The sequence below is a fragment of the Finegoldia sp. P3-F-LR genome (assembly GCF_052932165.1).
The window spans coordinates 1-21,292 of the sequence record NZ_JBRFJE010000027.1 but is presented as its reverse complement, the minus strand read 5'-3'; the positions used below and the strand labels follow the sequence as shown (position 1 = coordinate 21,292).

General features: G+C 28.9%; 19 protein-coding genes and 3 tRNA genes. 3 read left to right on the top strand and 19 right to left on the bottom strand.

Translation table 11 applies throughout. The annotated features are described in order from the left end of the window. Positions 1-155 precede the first annotated feature (155 nt). From rplT to ACU68U_RS08515, 15 genes are all read right to left on the bottom strand, one after another. Positions 156-509, bottom strand: a complete 354-nt coding sequence (gene rplT, locus ACU68U_RS08585; RefSeq protein ID WP_094203591.1) for a 50S ribosomal protein L20 — start codon at positions 507-509, stop codon at positions 156-158. Between the two features lie 18 nt (positions 510-527). Further along, the gene (rpmI, locus tag ACU68U_RS08580) at positions 528-719 is read right to left on the bottom strand and encodes a 50S ribosomal protein L35 (RefSeq protein WP_002836329.1); all 192 of its coding nucleotides are present in this window, start codon (positions 717-719) and stop codon (positions 528-530) included. A gap of 13 nt (positions 720-732) precedes the next feature. Continuing rightward, positions 733-1,239, bottom strand: a complete 507-nt coding sequence (infC, locus tag ACU68U_RS08575; protein WP_002838237.1) for a translation initiation factor IF-3 — start codon at positions 1,237-1,239, stop codon at positions 733-735. Positions 1,240-1,410: 171 nt separating this feature from the next. Then, the gene (gene mprF / locus ACU68U_RS08570; RefSeq protein ID WP_154271136.1) at positions 1,411-3,813 is read right to left on the bottom strand and encodes a bifunctional lysylphosphatidylglycerol flippase/synthetase MprF; all 2,403 of its coding nucleotides are present in this window, start codon (positions 3,811-3,813) and stop codon (positions 1,411-1,413) included. A gap of 10 nt (positions 3,814-3,823) precedes the next feature. Beyond that, positions 3,824-5,563, bottom strand: a complete 1,740-nt coding sequence (locus ACU68U_RS08565) for an ABC transporter ATP-binding protein (protein WP_446763145.1) — start codon at positions 5,561-5,563, stop codon at positions 3,824-3,826. After that, positions 5,553-7,280 carry an ABC transporter ATP-binding protein gene (locus ACU68U_RS08560; protein ID WP_154271138.1) on the bottom strand — a complete coding sequence of 576 codons (1,728 nt, stop codon included), beginning with the start codon at positions 7,278-7,280 and terminating at the stop codon, positions 5,553-5,555. The genes ACU68U_RS08565 and ACU68U_RS08560 overlap by 11 nt, the downstream gene beginning before the upstream one ends. Before the next feature lie 81 nt (positions 7,281-7,361). Further along, complete coding sequence (gene thrS, locus ACU68U_RS08555) at positions 7,362-9,266, bottom strand: threonine--tRNA ligase (protein ID WP_154271139.1); 1,905 nt, start codon at positions 9,264-9,266, stop codon at positions 7,362-7,364. 192 nt (positions 9,267-9,458) lie between these two features. Continuing rightward, positions 9,459-10,754 carry a histidine--tRNA ligase gene (hisS, locus tag ACU68U_RS08550; protein WP_094207082.1) on the bottom strand — a complete coding sequence of 432 codons (1,296 nt, stop codon included), beginning with the start codon at positions 10,752-10,754 and terminating at the stop codon, positions 9,459-9,461. A gap of 13 nt (positions 10,755-10,767) precedes the next feature. Then, positions 10,768-11,898, bottom strand: a complete 1,131-nt coding sequence (locus ACU68U_RS08545) for a DUF6873 family GME fold protein (protein WP_094207081.1) — start codon at positions 11,896-11,898, stop codon at positions 10,768-10,770. Between the two features lie 51 nt (positions 11,899-11,949). Further along, positions 11,950-12,023: transfer RNA gene (locus ACU68U_RS08540), tRNA-Cys, on the bottom strand. Positions 12,024-12,026: 3 nt separating this feature from the next. Continuing rightward, a tRNA-Gly gene (locus tag ACU68U_RS08535) sits at positions 12,027-12,101 on the bottom strand. Between the two features lie 8 nt (positions 12,102-12,109). Continuing rightward, a tRNA-Phe gene (locus ACU68U_RS08530) sits at positions 12,110-12,185 on the bottom strand. A gap of 89 nt (positions 12,186-12,274) precedes the next feature. Next, positions 12,275-13,000 carry a hypothetical protein gene (locus ACU68U_RS08525; RefSeq protein ID WP_274983161.1) on the bottom strand — a complete coding sequence of 242 codons (726 nt, stop codon included), beginning with the start codon at positions 12,998-13,000 and terminating at the stop codon, positions 12,275-12,277. Between the two features lie 21 nt (positions 13,001-13,021). Further along, positions 13,022-13,663 carry a zinc dependent phospholipase C family protein gene (locus ACU68U_RS08520; RefSeq protein WP_227905313.1) on the bottom strand — a complete coding sequence of 214 codons (642 nt, stop codon included), beginning with the start codon at positions 13,661-13,663 and terminating at the stop codon, positions 13,022-13,024. A gap of 58 nt (positions 13,664-13,721) precedes the next feature. Continuing rightward, positions 13,722-14,162 (bottom strand): hypothetical protein, encoded by a 441-nt coding sequence (locus tag ACU68U_RS08515; protein WP_446763144.1) that lies wholly within the window; start codon positions 14,160-14,162, stop codon positions 13,722-13,724. Between the two features lie 86 nt (positions 14,163-14,248). On the opposite strand from ACU68U_RS08515, the gene ACU68U_RS08510 reads away from it, so the two are divergent. Continuing rightward, on the top strand, positions 14,249-15,394 hold the full coding sequence (locus ACU68U_RS08510; RefSeq protein ID WP_446763143.1) for a tRNA(Met) cytidine acetate ligase: 1,146 nt from the start codon (positions 14,249-14,251) through the stop codon (positions 15,392-15,394). A 38-nt stretch (positions 15,395-15,432) separates the two neighbouring features. On the opposite strand, the gene map is transcribed toward ACU68U_RS08510, so the two are convergent. The 4 genes from map to secG form a co-directional block, all read right to left on the bottom strand. Then, positions 15,433-16,188 (bottom strand): type I methionyl aminopeptidase, encoded by a 756-nt coding sequence (gene map / locus ACU68U_RS08505; RefSeq protein ID WP_110058087.1) that lies wholly within the window; start codon positions 16,186-16,188, stop codon positions 15,433-15,435. 8 nt (positions 16,189-16,196) lie between these two features. Then, positions 16,197-17,528, bottom strand: coding sequence for a hemolysin family protein (locus tag ACU68U_RS08500; protein ID WP_110058088.1), 1,332 nt, complete (start codon positions 17,526-17,528; stop codon positions 16,197-16,199). Between the two features lie 170 nt (positions 17,529-17,698). Then, on the bottom strand, positions 17,699-19,711 hold the full coding sequence (locus ACU68U_RS08495) for a sodium-translocating pyrophosphatase (RefSeq protein ID WP_446763142.1): 2,013 nt from the start codon (positions 19,709-19,711) through the stop codon (positions 17,699-17,701). 24 nt (positions 19,712-19,735) lie between these two features. Then, a complete protein-coding gene (gene secG / locus ACU68U_RS08490; protein ID WP_002836307.1) occupies positions 19,736-19,960 on the bottom strand; it encodes a preprotein translocase subunit SecG in 225 nt (74 codons plus the stop codon). Positions 19,961-20,165: 205 nt separating this feature from the next. On the opposite strand from secG, the gene ACU68U_RS08485 reads away from it, so the two are divergent. Beyond that, positions 20,166-20,711, top strand: coding sequence for a DUF3793 family protein (locus tag ACU68U_RS08485; RefSeq protein ID WP_094208538.1), 546 nt, complete (start codon positions 20,166-20,168; stop codon positions 20,709-20,711). Positions 20,712-20,714: 3 nt separating this feature from the next. Next, complete coding sequence (locus ACU68U_RS08480) at positions 20,715-21,134, top strand: flavodoxin (protein WP_094205602.1); 420 nt, start codon at positions 20,715-20,717, stop codon at positions 21,132-21,134. The last annotated feature ends 158 nt before the right edge of the window (positions 21,135-21,292 follow it).

The window sequence follows — 21,292 nt, the reverse complement described above, 5'->3', positions numbered from 1 at the left end:
GAATATAGAAAGAAAAATGTAGCATAAAAATTTCTACCCCTATGGGTAGAATAGGACAAAAAAACCAGAGACAAATAATTTTTAAATGTCTCTGGTATAAAGTCCAACTTTTTGGGGTCACCTTATATGATATAAATCAACTTAAGCTTTTTATTTTATAAATTATTTTTTGCTAATTCAACTAATTTTGCGAATTCTTTTTCATCTCTAACAGCCATGTCAGCAAGAACTTTTCTGTTCAAGTCAACACCTGCTACTTTTAAGCCGTGCATAAATTTGCTGTAGCTTAAATCATGCATTCTTGTAGCTGCGTTAATTCTAGCAATCCATAATTTTCTGAAATCTCTTTTTCTTCTTTTTCTTCCAACGTATGAATAAGCCAATGATTTCATTACAGCTTGGTTAGCTGTTTTGTATAATGTATGTTTTGAGCCGTAATATCCTTTAGCTTGTTTTAATACTTTTTTATGTCTTTTTCTATTATTTGTACCACGTTTAATTCTAGCCATTTATATTTCCCCCTCTAACTAAGGAATCATTTTATCGATTCTTCTCATATCTGCATCACTAACTGTTGTACCTTTTCTTAAGTTTCTGATTCTCTTTGCAGATTTCTTACCTGTTAAGTGACTTGCATAAGCTTTGTATCTTCTTAACTTACCTGTACCAGTTCTTCTAAATCTCTTAGCAGAACCTCTATGTGTCTTCATTTTTGGCATATTATTTCCCCCTCTAATTATCTTTATCAGTCAAAGGACCCATAAACATTATCATCATTCTACCTTCCATAGAAGGTTTCTTTTCTATTTGTCCTACATCTTTTGTTAATTCATAAAATTTATCAAGAACTTCCTTACCCAAATCTTTATGACCAAGTTCTCTACCTCTAAATCTAACAGAAACTTTTACTCTGTTTTCGTTGCTTAAAAACTTGGATGCTTGATTAGCTTTAACTTCTAAATCATGTTTTTCAATATTTGGTGAAAGTCTTATTTCTTTTACGTTAATTACTTTTTGATTTTTCTTCGCTTCTTTTTCTTTCTTTAATGCATCGTATTTGTATTTTCCATAATCTAATATTTTGCATACAGGTGGCTTAGCGTTTGGTGCTACATTTACCAAATCTAGATGCTTATCTTCAGCCATTTTTAAAGCTTCTTTAATAGGAATTACACCTATTTGTTCACCTTCATCATCGATTAATCTAACTTTAGAAGATCTTATCTCCTCATTAATCATTAAATCTTTTATATTATTCACCTCCAAAAAAATAATGGCGGGTAAAAATACCCGCCAAAAATTAATAATCAAATTAAATTTTAACCTTATGAATTCGAAATTATAAGGTGAGAGCGGATATCTCTACTTATCAACAATAAATATTGTATACTATGTCGTACATTTTGTCAACTATTTTTTCTTTGAATTTACAACATTAATTAAAATATATGGTAAATTAAAGTCTGAAGTATATGCTATATACTTATTTGACCAATTGGGCTTAAATTTATCCTTGTAGTTTCTTAAACCTTTAAAATTATATATCTTATTTTGAGTATTGTAAACAATATTTAGAATTTTTTCCTTCTTCTTTGAATAAATTTTATCTCCAACTTTGGATAACGGTGCCATTCCTAGGTAGAATTTTTCAAAATTATTTTCTTGACCCCATAAAATTAACTTTATGAATATAAAATCCATCAAACCATCTTCATTTGATTTATCATATCTCATTAAATCGATAGAAAGTGTCTTATCATCATAAAACGGTTGAAGATTTGCAAAAGCAAGTAATTCATTGTTTTTGTAAATACATGCTATTTTGGTTCTTTTTAGATAATCTTCGTCAAAAAATCCTAAACTAAATCCCATTTCATTTTTACTTTCTAACCATTTATCCGAAACAATTTTCATTTGAGATAAAAGGTTATCGGTTGGATTTTCAACTTTGAATTCATAATTTCCTTTATCGAAGTTATTAAGAACATGTCGCCAAGTTCTATTTTTCTTTCCTACCAAAGAAAATTGAGTTAAGTCTACTGTTGCGTCTTGTCCAACCTTAACGAATCTAAAACCTTGATCACAGTATAATTCAAGATTTTCTCCATTTATTTCATAAAAACAAACATTCATGTGATATTCATTGCAATAAACTATAAAATCATCAATTGCTTCAACGAAATTTTCTTTCTTACCTATTGGATCACCTAATACGATAACGCTGTTTTTTACTGGGCGATACATAATCATTACTGTATTTGTCTTGTCAAAATAAACATTTTTATCATTCAAATAAACTAAATGACTAAATTCATTTCCACCAAATTCTTCCAAGAATTTATCAATATTTTCAAAATCCTCATCTGTTAATTTTGTAAATGTGATCTTCTTAGTTCGTGTATATTGAGCAAGGTAAGATAATATCAGAACAAATAAAACATATAGAAGTATAAATTTCTTGTTTTCAACCAAATAATTTAGAGAATATTTTCGATGTGATGTCAAAAAATTTACCTTGCGAACAGTATTGCTAATAAAGATAAATAATACTGTGACAACTGATAATTTACCGATAGTATTTATAAAATATTTTGGGTTGATTTTGATAGCTTTTTCTGTGAATCCATCTTTCATTATATACATTACAATTCCCAATACTAATGTAATAATAGATTCTTCAATGTCTAATCCTTTTAATAGTGTTGAAAAAACTGAAACTATTAATACTGCTTCCGCTATATAAAAAGATTTTTTAACTGATTTTTTTATTCCTTGTGAAAGAAGTATTAGTAATCCACCCGATGTAAGAGTTATAAATCTAGCCAAAATCACTACATCTTTCTTAACAAATCTCTTTAAAAATTTTATTCTTAATAACATTGATGGAGTGGCAACACTTAAACATAATATTAGCCCAACGATTAGAGTAAAAATAGACAAAATATTAAATGCGAACTGTTTCTTGTATTGATCAGTATTGTAATTGTCGTAAATTCTTTTTAATATCATAATTAAAGAAATTATCCATGGAATAACACTACTTACAATTCTGTATATCAATATAGCAATTATTGCAGCTCTAGGTTCTATCAATTTACATAAAAAGTGTATTTCTATTAAATCCGAAACAACAAATCCATCCTGCATCAAGCTAACTTGCCCAAATACATTTGAAACACAATAAATAAGCACCAAAGATGAAAGATTTACATTAGTAAATTGTTTTATCGCAAAAACGAAAAATAATATATTACATATTGTAACAACAGTTTCATAAGCAACTGATAAAACTTTTCTTTTGACACTTATGTTATCCTTTACAACAAAATCTAAATAATATGGACTTTTGTTTTTAAAATAAATAACGCAAATACCAATAACCAATATTACTAAATAAATCAAAAATAGTGTCCATTCTGGTTTCATTAAAAATATCGTGAATATACTAATTAAAGATAAAGCGATAAAATTAGAAATATTTTTGTTTAAGTTCTGATTCCTATACTCATCTTCACCAATAAATACTGATTCTATTCCCTTTATCCATACAAATTTTCTTAATGATTCTAGAACCCAAAACTTTTTTATATCCTTGAAATCAAAATTTTTATTATATAAAAAATAGGAAATTGATGAAATAAGAAATACTAAAAGTCCAAATAAAGCAATTTGTAATTTTTGAGCAATACTCAAAAAAATCTTATATTTAAAGATATGATTAGGTGCTATAAAATTGTTCCTTACTATATATAAGACAATAATTGTGAATATTATAGTGTATATTGTCCTAATATATTTTAGTTTTTTATCCATTAATCCCCCTTTAAATTGATGATTGCTCATCGTACATTTGTTTGTAGAAACCATCTTTTAGTAATAGTTCATCATGAGTTCCACTTTCTATTATTTTACCATTGGATAATGCAAAAATCTTGTCTACATTTCTAATTGTAGATAATCTGTGAGCTACTATCAATGTAGTTCTTGAATATTTTAATTTTTCTAATGGTTGTTGGATAATTTGCTCTGTTTCAGTATCAATGTTCGATGTAGCTTCATCTAAAATTAATATTCTAGGATTTCTAATGTATGCTCTTGCAAAGGAGATTAATTGTCTTTCTCCTTGTGAAAGATTAGAGCCTTTTTCTTTTATAGGTTCATTTAAACCTTTTTTAAGCAATGTATAGCATCCTAATTCTTCTAACGCATGTATCACTTCCTCGTCACTATAATCCTTATCTAAAGTGATATTTTCTTTTAATGTAGTTTCAAAAAGAAACGGATCTTGTAGTACAACCGCAAAGTTTTCTCTCATAATATCTTCATTTAAATTATTGATATTTATCCCATCAATTAAAATTTCACCACTTTTTACATCGTAAAACTTCAATATTAAATTAAGGATTGTTGATTTTCCACTACCTGTAGTTCCTACAAAAGCAGCACTAGTTGATTTTGGTATTTTGAACGAAACATCTTTCAATACATCATTTTTATCATAAGCAAAATAAACATTTTTAAATTCGATATTTCCTTCTAGGCCATCAATCACACCATCTGACTTTTCTATTGTATTTAATTTCATGATATCGAATATGTGACTTGCAGATGCATATGCTTGTTCCATATCTCCAAATCTTGTAACAATTACGCTAACATTAGAAAATATCTTCGAAGTATAATCAATAATGATATAAAGGCCACCAACCGTAACTGGATAACTTTTCGTTATCTGACCATATCCAAAATAAAATAAAATTATAGCTGTTGATAATAAACCAATTATATCAATTGCCCTGTATCCACCATAACTTCTCAGTTTTGTAAGGGCCAAATTATTATCAAAAATTTCTTTGTTAATTTTATTAAATTTATTCTTTATAGTTTTCTTGACATTTAATGCTTGAATTATTTCCATATTATTAATATTTTCATTAATATTTGCATTTATTTTACTAACTAGATGTCTGATTCTTTTGTTATGCTTTGCTGACTTGTATCTATAATCATAAAATATTAAGAAAACCAATGGAAACAATATAAGAAGCATCAGCGACACTTTTATATTTGTTACAACCATCATAATATATATTGCAATTATCATTATTGCAGCAGTTGTAATATCTGCCAATATAAGTTGAAACATTATCTTTAATCTCATAGTGTCATTCGTAATCCTTGATACGATACTTCCTGCTGCCAGATTATCAAAGTATTCTATAGGTAATTCATTGATATGTTTATAAATATCATTTTGTACAAAATATGTTACGTTATTTGCTGCCAATTCAAAATAAATCATACTCAAGTTACTGAAAATTCCACACGCAACGTAAATCACCAAATAAATAGCCAAGTATTTAATAATTGATGAAAAATTTCCAACTATATTATTCTTAGCTACAAACTCATTTAATACAAATCCTATTACAATTGGCCCCAAAATTTCCATTGAAGTTCTTAATAAGGAAAAGACAAATCCAATCACCAATTCTTTTGATTGCTTCATGGAATACATTTTTAGTTTTTCTGATACAAATTTATTTCTTAATTTACTCTTCATATCTGCCCCTCACTAATTGGATATTATATTGATTGTAATACCATTGTTTGTTTTCCATTAATTCCGAATGAGTACCCATCTCACTTATTTGACCATCTTTCATAACTATTATTAAATCAAAATCGTCAATCTGATTTAATCTATGAGTTGATAATATTACGGTTTTTTTAAGTTTTTTTAACTCTCTTAAAATATTTTTCTCAGTTTGAGTATCCAATGCGCTTAAGCAGTCGTCTAATACAACCAAGTTTGAGTCTTTTAATAAAGCTCTTGCTAATGAAATTCTTTGTTTTTGACCTCCAGATAACGACAGTCCGTTTTCACCACACAAAGTGTCAAATTCATCATGAAAATTGACTATATCCTTATAAATATCCGCGCTTTTAGATACTTTAACCACTTCTTCATCTGTGGCCTCTATCTTGGAAAGTTTTATATTATTTTTTATTGTATCCGAAAAAATCATACTTTTTTGAGACACATACGCCATATTATCTCTTGCTGATCTCAAATTAATCAAATTCGTGTATTTACCGTTGATTTCAAATTCATCTTGCCTTGGATATAAGAATAATAATTGTTTAAGAATAGTTGACTTTCCTGACCCTGTCTTTCCAACAATAGCCACCCTCATATTCTTCTTGAATTCAAAAGAAATATCTTTAAGTGCGAATTCTTTAGAGTAAGGATATTTGAAACTATAATTTTCAAACTTAATACTTTCTATATCATCAATTTCCTTGTAATCTTCGTTTAAATCTAAGTCATCTTCATAATCAAGTATATTATCGATTCTATCCATTGATGCATCGGCTTGTTGATATACATTTATGAAGTTTCCTAATGCATACATTGGCCAAATTAACATATTTAAATAATAAGTAAAAGAAACCAATTGACCAACAGATATTTGATTCTTACTTATTAAAAATGTTCCATATCCGATTGCTATAACAAATGTTATTGCTGGGATTATTCTTTGAAAAGGAGCCATCATTGCTCTGTATTTTACAACATCCATGTTTTTTTGAACCAACATTTTAGATCGATTTTGAAACGAAAAATATCTAGCATCTTTTATCCCAAAAACTCTTATAATTCTAATACCTTCAACATCTTCTAGCACACTATTGTTTAGCTTATCAAATGTGGATTGCACTATTGAGTATTTTTCATGGATTTTCTTACCTATTTTTAAACACAAAAATGCCAATATAGGAAGAGGTATTATAGAAACAAGTGTTAAACGAACGTCAACGACGACCATCATTATAATTATTATAAACAAAGGAAATACTGTAGAATCGAAAAATGTAAGAGTTCCAAATCCCATCAAATCGCTTAAACTATTGACATCTCCAGTAGCTCTGTTCATAAGTTCTCCCGTTTTGAAGGTTTGAAAATATTTCATGGATTCGTTTAAGTATTTATCCATAAGTCTATTTCTAGTTACATAGTCTATTTCATTCGAAGCTCTGAATGTGTAATAACACCATCCCATTGCAAAAAAATATTTAATTCCTATTACTAAAATATCAATTAAAAGTATAATTAAAAAAGGTTTTAATTCTATCGAATTGTTTAATACTCTATCGGTTAATTTCCCTGTAATATATGGAGGAATTAATCCGACCAGGTCACTTAATAAAAGAAATGTAATAGCAAGAATTAATTTGTTTTTGTAATATTTGAGAAACCAATAAAATTTCTTGTACATTTTACCTCCTTCTATTAAAAATTTGCTCTGAGAAATTCAGAGCAAATTTTTTATATTGTAAAATAAGCTTTCTTTAAAGCATTATTTTCTATTTTGATATTCATCTACTAATTCATCAATAAATTCATCAGTATTCTTAGATCCTACATCTCCGATATCTCTTTTTCTTACTGATACCTCATTGTTATCAATTTCATTTTGTCCAATTATTAATGAATAGTTCACTTTCTTCAATTGAGATTCCCTGATCTTAAGACCGATTTTTTCACTTCTATCATCGACTTTCACTCTCAATCCACGTGCTTTCATTTTTTGTTGTAATTCATACGCATAATCATTGAATTTATCGCTAATAGGAAGAATTTCTACTTGAACTGGTGATAACCATAATGGGAATTTTCCAGCATAGTGTTCTATTAGTATTCCCATAAATCTTTCTTCACTACCTAAAATTGCTCTATGAATCATTGCTGGACGTTTTTTAGATCCATCACTTGCGATATAAGTCATATCAAATCTTTCTGGCATTTGGAAATCTAATTGAATAGTTCCACATTGCCAAGTTCTACCAATTGCATCTTCCAAATGGAAATCTATTTTAGGGCCGTAGAAAGCACCGTCCCCTTCATTAATTTTATATTCAAGACCTTTGTGTTCCAACGCACTCTTAAGTGAATTGATTGCTAAATCCCAATCTTCATCTGATCCCATTGAATCTTCTGGACGAGTTGACAATTCAACTTCGTATTTAAAACCAAACTTAGAATAAATATAATCACAGAAATCTATAATCTTAGTTACTTCTTCTTCTATTTGTTCAGGTAAACAGAATACATGTGCATCATCTTGTACGAAAGTTCTAACTCTGAATAAGCCATGCAATGCCCCAGATAATTCATGGCGGTGAACTTGACCCAATTCTGCAACTTTAATTGGAAGCTCTCTGTAGCTGTGCAATTCATCCTTGTAAACTAAAATTGATCCTGGACAGTTCATTGGCTTTATTGCATAATCATCACCATCTATTTGAGTGAAATACATATTTTCTTTGTAGTGATCCCAGTGACCTGATTGGTGCCATAAATCTTCGTTCAAAATCAATGGAGTTTTGATTTGACCATATCCTCTATCTAAAAGTTGTTCCTTCAAGAATTTTTCTAGTTCATTTAACACAACCATTCCATTTGGATGGAAAAATGGGAAACCCGGTCCTTCTTCTTGAATTGAGAATAGCCCCATTTCTTTACCAATTTTTCTGTGATCTCTTTTCTTAGCTTCTTCCATTCTTTCTAAATATTCGTCTAATAATTTTTTCTTAGGGAATGAAATTCCGTAAATTCTTTGAAGCATCTTGTTATTTTCATCACCTCTCCAGTATGCACCGGCAATTGATAATAACTTGAATGCTTTAATATTTTTCACTTCTAATAAATGAGGTCCTCTACACAAATCAACGAAGTCTCCCATTTCATACAATGTAATTGTAGCATCTTCATCAAGATTTTCTATTAAGTCAACTTTATAATCTTGACCTTCTTTCTTAAATCTTTCCAAAGCTTCTTCTCTTGAAATCTCAACTCTTACTAATTTAGGATTTTCCTTAACTATTTTTTTCATTTCGGCTTCAATTTTTTCTAAATCCTCAGGTACAAACTTGTGATCTGTATCTAAATCATAATAGAATCCAGAATCAATTGATGGCCCAATTGCAAATTTTGTATTTGGATACAATCTTTGAATAGCATAAGCCATTAAGTGAGATGAAGTATGCCAGAAAACTTGCTTTCCTTCTTCATCATCAAATTTTACGAATTGAACTTCACAGTCAGAATCAATAGTTTCCATTAATCCCATTATTTTACCATCTACAACTGCTCCGACACAGTCTCTTGCTAATCCTTCAGAAATTGATTTGCAAACATCTAATAAACTTATTTCTTCATCAAATTCTTTTACGGATCCATCTTTTAATTTTACTTCAAACATAAATACCTCCTAATAAAAAAGAGACCCTCATCCCGATAGGGACAAGTGTCTCGTGGTTCCACCCTAATTTTTTCTCATTTGACAATAGGCTCCAAATTAGTATTCAGCATACTGATCTCTTAAGTAAAATTTCAGCCTAAGTTTTACTCTCTCTGAAAGTTCTTATATGCCTACTGGGATTTTTCATCGCCTTTATTTTAACTTTTCAATAATTTGGTTAAGCTCTAATAATTCTTGATTACCATTTACCATATTTCGTAAAGTAAATTTATTTTGCTCAACTTCATCTTGTCCTATTATTATAACATATTTTACGGATAATTTGTCAGCATAATTAAATTTCTTTTTTAATTTATCATCTTCAAGATAACTCATACATCTTACATAAGAACTTCTCAAATCATTCATCAACTTCACTGCATTTTTTTCATAACCTTTCATAGGAATAATGATGCAATCAAAGTTAGTTTGTTGTCCTTTAACCAAATTTAATTCTTGAAGTTGATAGAATAATCTAGTTAAGCCGATACTCATTCCTACTCCAGGCAACTTGCTTTTAGTAAAATTATTCGCTAGACTATCATATCTTCCTCCAGAACAAATCGATCCGATTTCACGATATTCCTTAAAAAATGTTTCAAATACTGAACCTGTGTAGTAATCAAGCCCTCTAGTTATAGATAAATTTATTTTAATATTATCTGGACTAACTCCTAAAGATAAAATATCGTCATATACAAATTTCAATTCATCAAGCCCACATACAAATAAATCATTAGCAATATTCAATAATTCAAGTTTTTCGATTATTTCTTGGTTAGTTCCATCTATTTGTAAGAAATTTAAAATCGAATCAATTTTTTCATTATCCAAGTTTAGCTTAGATAATTCTTCTTTTACATTATCTATTCCTATTTTATCTAATTTGTCAATTATTCTCAAACATGATTCAAAGTCTTCAACACCTAAATTAGAGAAATATCCATTCAATATTTTTCTGTTATTAAATTGAAATTCAAAATCTGGAACATCTATTGATTTTAAAGCTTCATACATGCATTTTACTATTTCTGCATCATTATATAAGCTCAATTTTTGATTTCCTATGATGTCTATATCGCATTGATAAAATTCTTTATATCTTCCTTTTTGATTTCTTTCTCCTCTATACACCTTAGCTATTTGATATCTTCTAAATGGGAATGCTAAGTCTTGCATGTACATTGAAACGTATTTTGCGAGTGGCACAGTTAAGTCAAATCTCAATCCTTGATTTTTCTTACTACTATCAATTCTATACACTTGCTTACTTGTTTCTCCTCCACCTTTAGATAGCAAAACGTCTAATTTTTCTATAGCAGGTGTATCGATTGAAAAAAATGCATTTTTAATAAAAACATCTTCTATTCTTCTTTTAATTGTATCGAACACCATTTGGTCTTCAGGAAGAAGTTCCATCATTCCCGGTAATGTAGATGGTTGAATCATAATTGACCTCCTATTAATTAAAAATTATAGATCCGCGATCTATAAAATCATCATCATCTGTATAATAGTATTTTATATTTTCTTTTTCTAAAAATTCAATAAGTTTATTTTTAAATTTATAATTTTCAAGATTGCCATAAAACACAACCCCTAAATCAGCACAATATCCACAAGTCCCACCAATAAATCCTGTATCATAACCTTCTAGTTTTATTTCACCAGAATCTATCAAATATGCCTTAATATTTTGTTTCTGAACACTATTATATATAGATTTATCACTGGTAATTACAAATTTATCAGTAACTATTGTTGAACATTTGGAATATCCTTGTTTGACCATTATTATTTTCTCATCTTTAAGTAATTTTAATACAACAGGATCTACAGATTTTTTATTACAGACTAAATGATTTTCAATTGAAAAGTTATTTAACAGGCAATCTTTCGGGTATGTGTTCGTTATCTCAAGCTCTGTTACATATAATGCTATATAATTTGGAAGATATACCCTATAATGAAAATACGATTCTTGAGTACAAACGAATGCATTTTCATTTATTTTCCTAATTTGCATATCTACATGGTCACTAACTTTTTCATCCATTTTTTTACTATCGAAACTGTAAATAACTTCATAATCATTGCCTTTTAAAAATTTTATCAAGCCATTTTTAGCTTTAAAACTAATTATCGCAAATTTCTTATGAGATTCTTCAAACATATCATTCTTTATTTCTAATCTATTTTGATCATCCAAATGTTCTTTTATAATTTCATCGAAAATAAATCCATTGAACTTAAATTTAATTATATCAAATAAGTTTGATAGTGCATAATCCATTAAAAATCTAAAAATTTTAAAAAGTATTGATTTATTAATTTTATCTAAATATATCTCTTTGATTAGCAACTCTTTATCATCTAAATCTAACACCAAATATCCTATTAACTTAGTTTCTTCAAAAATCACGAAATGATTTCTATTAGATATTTGTTTTTTCAAAGATTTGATTATTGTTGTTCTATTTTTCGCCAAATTTGAATCAAACTTATTTTGAAATAAAAAATTATTTCTCAGTTTGTATACAAAATCTGATAATTCCTCAATATACTCATCTTTTAATAAATCAATAAAAATCATATTAACTCCTTTACATATAAAAAAAAGGAAAGTCTATAATAAACTTTCCTTTGGAGGCGACACCCAGATTTGAACTGGGGGTGAAGGTGTTGCAGACCTCTGCCTTACCACTTGGCTATGTCGCCGTATGGAGCGGAAGACGAGACTCGAACTCGCGACCCTCGCCTTGGCAAGGCGATGCTCTACCACTGAGCCACTTCCGCACACATTTTGGTGCCCAGAGCCGGAATCGAACCAGCGACACAAGGATTTTCAGTCCTTTGCTCTACCGACTGAGCTATCTGGGCTTAATGTATCAAACATTACTTTACTAGTATAAACGATTAAATTTGTTTTGTCAAATTTTTTTACAACAATTTAAATCCGACTTTACAATTTACTTATACCTTTGTAATACTCTGTCATTTAACCCATACCACAATGCATCTTCTATAGAATTATTTAAAACAGTTTTCAAAGTTTTAACAATTTTTTTGTACAAATTTTCTAATTGCCACATATTCAAGAATTTTTCTTCAGAAATCACTACTCTATCATTAATAGATTTCATCACTAACTGTTTGTCCATCTTGCTATTAATGCTAAATATCTTGTCTTTTAAGATATTTTCACAATAATTATCTATTATTGAATCTTGTACTCTAAATGCATTTGATTTGTTTTTAATTGAACTAATCATCTTATTTTTTAAAAACTTAGCACTTCTGCTTTCAGTATTATGAAGAAGAATATCCGATTTTTTAATCGTAGATGCTGGAATATGTCTTAATGCATAAAACTCCAACTCATCACTTATATTCTTATTATTAAATCCTTCAGTATAAGCTTGAAGATAATAAGTGAATTCAATTTTATTAATATCTTCTGATATCAAATCAAAAATAGCTTTAATAATATTTTCTCTATCATTTCTATACGACAAATGATTAATTAAAACATTGTAAATTTTATTAAGAGCGTTATATTTGACATAACAAGGTTGTATTTTGTTTTCTTGTTGAACAATATCAAGCATTAAGTATAAAGCTAATAAATCGTCTTCGAAAAGAAATTTTTTCTCAAGCTTTTTCTTTAAATTGTTCGTGTTATAAGCTTTATACATAACTCCTACTCCTAATTATATTTAAAAAACAAAGGACTTTTGATAGTATCTTTCTGTAGAGAATACTTCAATAGTTTCAAAGATAAAACAGAAAATAGAATAATTCAAACCGTACGCAAAGTCCAAATCTCTTGTTTTATCTTCTGAAATGCTATATTCACCTACTATATCTTCAATATAATTCTTAACCAATGTTTTTAACATCACACATTCATCATTATCTATGCTTATTTGACTTGATGTTATTGCTTTTTTGTCAAATATATGATTTTGTGCTAACTTATTCAAAACTCTTTCGTAATTCATGTGATCTTTAAGGTGTTGATTACACCTCCATCTTTTTGCATGTGGAAGACACACATAATCACTTAGATAATGACTTATTACTCCAAGTTTTGTACTTAAAATCTTATTTTGCAATGAATTCAATCTTGTTAAATCTGTAAATTGAAAAAGATAAATTATAGTGATAATTTCTTTTACAATATAATTTATACTTTCTTCTTTGTAATGTGCTATTAGCTTGTATTTTGGTAAAATATCTGGACTAACAGCTCCCCATTCTAATTTTTTTATATTTAAATTGATTCCATAGGAATCTTTAATGTCTTGATTTATTTCTCTAACAATTCTCTTATGAGTTTCTGGAAAAATATTAATCACTACCTTTCGTCATTGGACATAATATTATTTTAGAGTAATTTAAGTTAAAAGTCAATTATTAACTTTTGCACATAAATACAAGAAAATCGCTAATTCTCAACGATTTTTCGTCTATAACTTCATTTATAAGATTAACAAATTCACTAGAATATTTTTCAGTTAAAAAAGAATAATCTATGTTAAGCGAATGAATTTCAAATTTTTTCATTTCACAAAAAACATTATAGATTAGATTTTTGAAAATATTTTTGTTGTTATTTCTTAAATCATCTGGCAAATTTGCCAATATCACATAATCCGAAGTTATGTTAAAAGCGGGAATGATTTTACATTCGCCTTTTTCTATTCCACTTATTTTTGTAAGAGGTTCTAAAATTCTTTCTCCAGCTTTTTCAACTAATTGTTTTGAATTCTCTTCCAGAAGTGAATTTTCGATAAAATATAAAATTGCATCGCTTTGTAGCTCAAAAATATTGCCTTTAACAAATCTTATATCCATAAAATCTACCCCTTTTTATTTACTATATTACCAATATCAATTATAATACAACATAAGAAAAAAGTATATGAAAGGAATCAATAATTATGAATATAGCTATAATATGTGAATACAATCCGTTCCATTTTGGGCATTTACATCAAATAGATCAAATAAAAAAAATTTTCCCAGAAGCAAATATAATTGCAGTTATGAGTGGAAGTGTCGTGCAACGTGGTGAGTTTTCTATTTTAGACAAACTTCATAAAACTAAAATTGCTTTGGAACACGGAATAGACTGTGTTATTGAAATTCCTTCTGTATTTTCTTTACAATCAGCGCAAAATTTCGCCTATTACGCTATTAAAATAATAGACACTATTGGATGTGATTATGTCTCTTTTGGAATTGAAACAGAAATAAAAGATCTAATTTCATACAAAGATTTTCTACTAGAAAATGAAGGTAATATTAAACAGTTTATACTAGAAAACAAAAATATTTCATATAATAAAAACATAATGATATTTTCAAAGCAAAACTACTCTGAATATTCCGATGAAATATTCAAATCAAATAACATTCTTGCTTTGGAATATATGCAATCATTAGATAAACTACACTCTAAATGTAAAATTCTGCCAATAAGAAGAGTCAATAGCGAATACAATTCAAATTCCTTAGAATGTATTTCTTATAGTGCCTCTTCTATTAGATCTAATTTGAAACTATTAGAAGAATTTAAAGACAAAATACCATCCTTAACTTACGAATATCTAAAATACAATTCTATTAGATCTAACAAAAAACTTTTAGACATATTATCTTATAAATTATTCGTGGAAAAATCAGAATTAGATAATATAACGGGTTATGAGAAAGGATTAGATAATCTTTTATCCAATGCATTGAATGAAAATTATGATGATTTTTTTGAAAACATAAAAAATAAAAAATATACCAAAAATCGACTTCAAAGATTGATTTTAAATTATATTTTAGGAGTAGATAAAAAATTTGTTGATGATATCGTAAATGCAGATATTGAAGCTGTTCGCCTATTGGGATTCAAAAAAAACTTCGATTTGTCCACAATGAATAAAAATTGTAAAATTTATTCTTTGAACAGAGATTTTTCAAATTTATCTGATAATTACAAAAAATTATTTGAATATGATATAAAAATCAGTAGACTAATATATTCTACAAAAAAGGTTAATGATTTTTATAATTTTCCAGTAATAAAAAAATAGAGAATATTTTGAGGAACCCCCAAAATATTCTCTTTATTTTATTGTCCTTGTTGTTTAGTCAAAATTCTTGGACCATCTTTTGTGATGGCTAATGTGTGTTCATATTGGCATGATTTTTTTCCGTCAATAGTTCTAGCTGTCCATCCATTTTTATCAATTTTCAACTTATGAGTTCCCATATTAATCATTGGTTCAATAGTTAAAACCATTCCCTCTTGTAATCTAAGACCTCTGTGTTCTTTACCATAGTGAAGAACCATAGGATCTTCATGCATACCTCTTCCAATCCCGTGGCCTGTGAATTCGCGTACTACAGAATAGCCATTAGTTTCTGCTATTGACTGAATTTTAGCTCCTATATCGCCTAGTCTATTGCCTATTACGGCTAATTTAATTCCTTCATACAAACATTCTCTTGTAACATCCATAAGTTTTTGAGTATCTTCATCTATTTGACCAACTGCATAGCTCCAACAAGAATCACTCATCCAACCATTCAATTCAACTACTGTATCTACTTTTAACAAATCACCAGATTTTAAAATATAATCAGATGGATATCCATGGCATATTTCATCATTTACAGAGCAACATGTAGCGTATGGGAATCCCTCAAATCCTATTTGAGCTGGTATTGCTCCCTTGCTTCTAATAAATTTTTCGCAAAAATCATTAACTTGCATTGTAGTCAAACCCGGTTTAACAAATTCCCTCAAAGCTTCATGCATTCCAGAAATAACATTTCCAGAAATATCCATTTTTTCTATTTCATCTTTATTTTTTATAATAATCATTTAATCACCTATTCAAAAAAGTTCTTAGGTAATGTAATTTTTACCTTTTTAATTCTTTTATCTTCCACAAAAATTATATTGTACAAAACATCATCTATTTCTATTTTTCTTTTAAAGCCATCTTCAGGTATATATCCCAATCGATTTATTAACATACCGCCTAATGTATCATAATCATCCGATAGCTCATCAATCTCAAGTCCAATGTTAGAATTAATTTCTTTTATAGAAGTACTACCTTTTACTATATAATTAAACTTGTCAACCTGAATAATATCAGGAGCTTCATGATCGTATTCATCTTCGATATTTCCAACTATTTCTTCAATTAAATCTTCCATCGATACAATACCTGAGAAACCACCATATTCATCAATTAAGATTGCCATGTGAATTCTTTTTTTCTTCATATCTGAGAATAAATCATTGATATTTTTAGTTTCCGATATAAAATACGCTGGCTTTAAAATCTTTCTTAAGTCAACATTATTAAATCCATGTTTGTAAGCTTCACTCATGTAATCTTTAATGTAGATGATGCCCAGTATGTTGTCAATATCACCTTCATATACTGGAATTCTTGAAAATTTTAGTTCCATTAATTTATCCAAATAGTCTTCAATACAATCTTCAAGGTCAATTGCAAATACTTCTGTTCTTGCTGTCATTATTTCTTCAGCTGTTTTTTCATCAAAGTTAATAACAGCGTCAATCATATCTTTTTCGTTTGAATTTATAATTCCTTGTTCCTTTCCGACCTCTACCATTGATTTTATTTCTTCAACAGTAATTTTGCTCTCTACATTCAAAGTTTTAATTCCAATTATACTCAGTATAAATTTTGTTGACTTAGAAAGTAAGAAAACAAATGGTTTTAAAATAAAGTAAATAAATTTTACAGCATTAATCGAAAATAACGCAAAAGAATCCGCCACACTCAAAGCAATTCTTTTTGGAATCAATTGTCCAAACAAAATATACAAAAACGATAAAACAATAAGTACAACACACACTGATATCCAATAAGTTACAGATTTATTTAATCCTAAAAATATCATCTTTTTACTCAAACTTACACTTAAACTAGATGCACATATTGCTGAAGCAACAAATCCAATATAAGTTAATATAACTTGAATAGTAGACAAAAATTTTGTGTGTTTTTCAAATTGTTCTAAAACAGATTTTGCCTTTTCATTTCCGTCATCACTCATAACCCTAAGCTTATTTTTATCACAAGAAACAATTGCTATTTCACTTGCTGAAAAAAAAGCATTAATTACTATAAGTATTAATAAAATAACCAATTCTACAATAAGATTGGGCCCGACTTCGTCCATTTAATCCTCCTAAAATTATAGATAATAATATTATACAATAATTTTGAATTAAAATAAAACAAAATTAAAAACGGAATGTTTTCTACAATATAAAGATAACATTCCGCTTAAAATCATTTAATTCAATTTGTGTTTTAGAAAAACACTTCAAATACTAAAATATTCGATTTTTAGAATAAGTTTAGTATTACTCCACCATGTTGAGCAATCAATGGTGCAAATACTAATGATACTACTGTCATCAATTTAATTAATATGTTTAATGATGGACCTGAAGTATCCTTGAATGGATCCCCAACAGTATCTCCAACTACAGCTGCCTTATGAGCATCTGATCCTTTTCCACCGTGTTGACCTGATTCAATATATTTTTTAGCATTATCCCATGCTCCACCACTGTTTGACATGAATATTGCCATTAATACGCCTGTTACAAGTGAACCTGCTAAAAGTCCTCCTAAAGCTTCTGCCCCTAACAAGAATCCCATTATAACTGGACAAACTACAGCTAACAAACCTGGAACAAGCATTTGTCTTAATGCCGCACCTGTAGAAATATCTACACATTTTTTGTAATCAGGTTGTTGAGTACCTTCCATAATTCCTGGGAATTGTTTAAATTGTCTTCTAACTTCAACAATCATATCATTTGCAGCTGTTCCTACAGCATCCATAGTCAATGCTGAGAATAGGAATGGTAACATACCACCAATGAACATACCAGCTACAACTTCTGGACTTGTAACATCTATTTGTTTCAAACCTACTACAGCTGTATATGATGCAAATAATGCTAATGCTGTTAATGCAGCACTACCGATTGCAAATCCCTTTCCTATTGCAGCGGTAGTATTACCAACTGAGTCTAATTTATCTGTAATATTTCTAACATCTTCTGGTAATTCGCACATTTCAGCAATACCACCAGCATTATCTGCTATTGGACCATAAGCGTCTACAGCAATTGTCATACCACAAGTAGATAACATACCTATAGCAGCTACTGCAATACCATACAAACCTTCTGTAGGGTTTGTAGCACCATTTGATGCAAAGAATGAAATTATTATACCAATAGCTATAACAATAATTGGACCAGTAGTTGATTTCATTCCTGTAGCCAAACCTGAGATAATATTTGTAGAAGAACCAGTTTCTGATTCTTCAGCAATTTTTTGAACTGGCTTTTTATCTTCAGATGTGTAGTATTCAGTAAATTGTGAAATTATCAATCCAACTAATATACCAGCTAATACAGAGAAGAAAGCATTATTACTACCAAGAATAGATCTTGATAAGAAGAATGATCCTGCGATTGCTAATATTGAGCTGATAATTGTACCTGTATTCAAAGATTTTTGAGGATCTTTTCCTCCTCTAACTGTAAATACACCTATAATAGATGCAATAACACCTAAAGCTGCTATTGCTATTGCAAATGACACACCAGCTTCTTTATAAGCTAATAAACCTAATGTAATACCTGATAAAATACTACCAGCATAGGATTCAAATAAGTCGGCTCCCATACCAGCAACATCCCCTACGTTGTCCCCAACATTATCTGCAATTACTGCAGGGTTTCTAGGGTCATCTTCAGGAATACCTGCTTCGACTTTACCAACTAAGTCTGCCCCAACATCGGCTGCTTTTGTATAGATACCTCCACCAACTCTGGCAAATAAAGCTATAGAAGAAGCACCAAAACTAAATCCAGTAACGATTTCAGCATCTTGGAAAATAATATAAGAAAGAGTTATACCTAAAATTCCTAATCCAACAACGCACATTCCCATTACGGCTCCACCAGAAAATGCTACGTTTAATGCTCCATTCATTCCTTCTTCTTTTGCTGCGTTAGCTGTCCTAACGTTTGCCTTTGTTGCAGCTTGCATACCAATGTAACCTGCAAGTACACTAAATATTGCACCAGCTAAAAAACAAATTGCTGTCTTATAATCGATTGCAACACCTAGAATTACACATACTATAACTACAAAAATAATAAGTGCTTTGTACTGGCGAGAAAGATAAGCCATTGCTCCGTCGTGAATAAATCCAGATATCTCCCTCATTCTTTCATTACCAGCACCTTTTTTACTTATGCTACTAAATTTTATTGCAGCAAATAATAAAGCGATAATACCTGCTGCAATAGCTAAATAGTAATACATATTGTCCATGATTTACTCCTTTCAACTATTAAATTATTTTATATATGCTAACGCCAAAGCTGAAACCAAGAATATAACTGATGATACAATAACAACTCTATTAATATAATTATCCTTAGTTAATCTTCCACCATGTCCGCCGACATTAGTTTCGCCTGTTAACGCTGCCATCCCTTCTGATTTAGTTTCTTGACTCATCACTGCAATTATTATTACAATGCTGGCAATAACTAAAATTACTGAAAAAATAGTCTTCATTTATACACCTCATTTCAATTAAGTTGATATATAAAATATAACATAGACATTCGATATTATCAAGATACTTCATATATCATTATTGCACAAAGATATTATACCACAAATTTCTTTGAATTTAATTGATAATCAGTATTGATTTATCAAAAATCATGTGCTATACTTATTGTGATATCAATTATCAATACTTATTATAGAGGTGGTTATGTTACAAGACATATTATTAGAACATTGTTATCCCACACTAAGTAATCTCAAATTTGCAAATATGATAAATGTTGATTATACAGATAGCATATTTGAAGACATATTTAAATTAAACGAAAAATTATCAGAATATAATTTTAGCTTAATTATTTTAAAGCAAACTAGAAAAAAGTTGTTGCTGTACTTAATAAATTACAATTTAATAGAAAACTATAATGATAAGAGGCTGCAAAATGCTTTGAAAAGTTATGGTTATCCTGCGGATAATTTTAATAGCAGCATAAATTTTTTAAAGAAAAGATTACTTGAAAATGAATTTCCTCATGAAATCGGATTCTTCTTAGGGTATCCCTACGAGGATGTGCTTGGTTTTATCAATTACAACGGAAAAAATGAATGTATTTCTGGAAAATGGAAAGTATATTCTGATGTAGAAAAAGCAAAAGATATATTTAAAAAATATGACTATGCTAAGCTCGTAACAAAAAGATTATCATTACAAGGAAATAACTTGTTTGATATAATAAATTATTTTAAGGAGTAAATTATGAATTTATTAATTTTATACTGGTCTCAAACTGGTAACACTGAAAAAATGGCTCAAATTATTAAAGAAGAATGTGAGTCAAAAGGATCTAAAGTCGAAATGGTATTTAGTGATGATTATAAAAACTACGATATAGACAATTTCGATGTCATTGCTTTTGGGTGCCCTGCTATGGGTGATGAAGAACTAGAAGATACTTCATTTGAACCGATGTTTTCTGATTTAGAAAATACATTAAGTGATAAAAAAATTGCTCTCTTTGGTTCTTATGAATGGAACAACGGTGAATGGATGGGCTTTTGGAAAGAAAGATGTTCGAAAAATAATTTAAACGTTATTGATACTGTAATTTGCTATGATACACCAGACGAAAATTCTACTGCTGATATCAAAAAATTCGCAGATAATTTATTAAAATAATACTTAAAAAAGCTTGGTAGTCATCTAAAACTAAGGTGACCCCAAAAAGTTGGACTTTATACCAGAGACATTTAAAAATTATTTGTCTCTGGTTTTTTTGTCCTATTCTACCCATAGGGGTAGAAATTTTTATGCTACATTTTTCTTTCTATATTCTA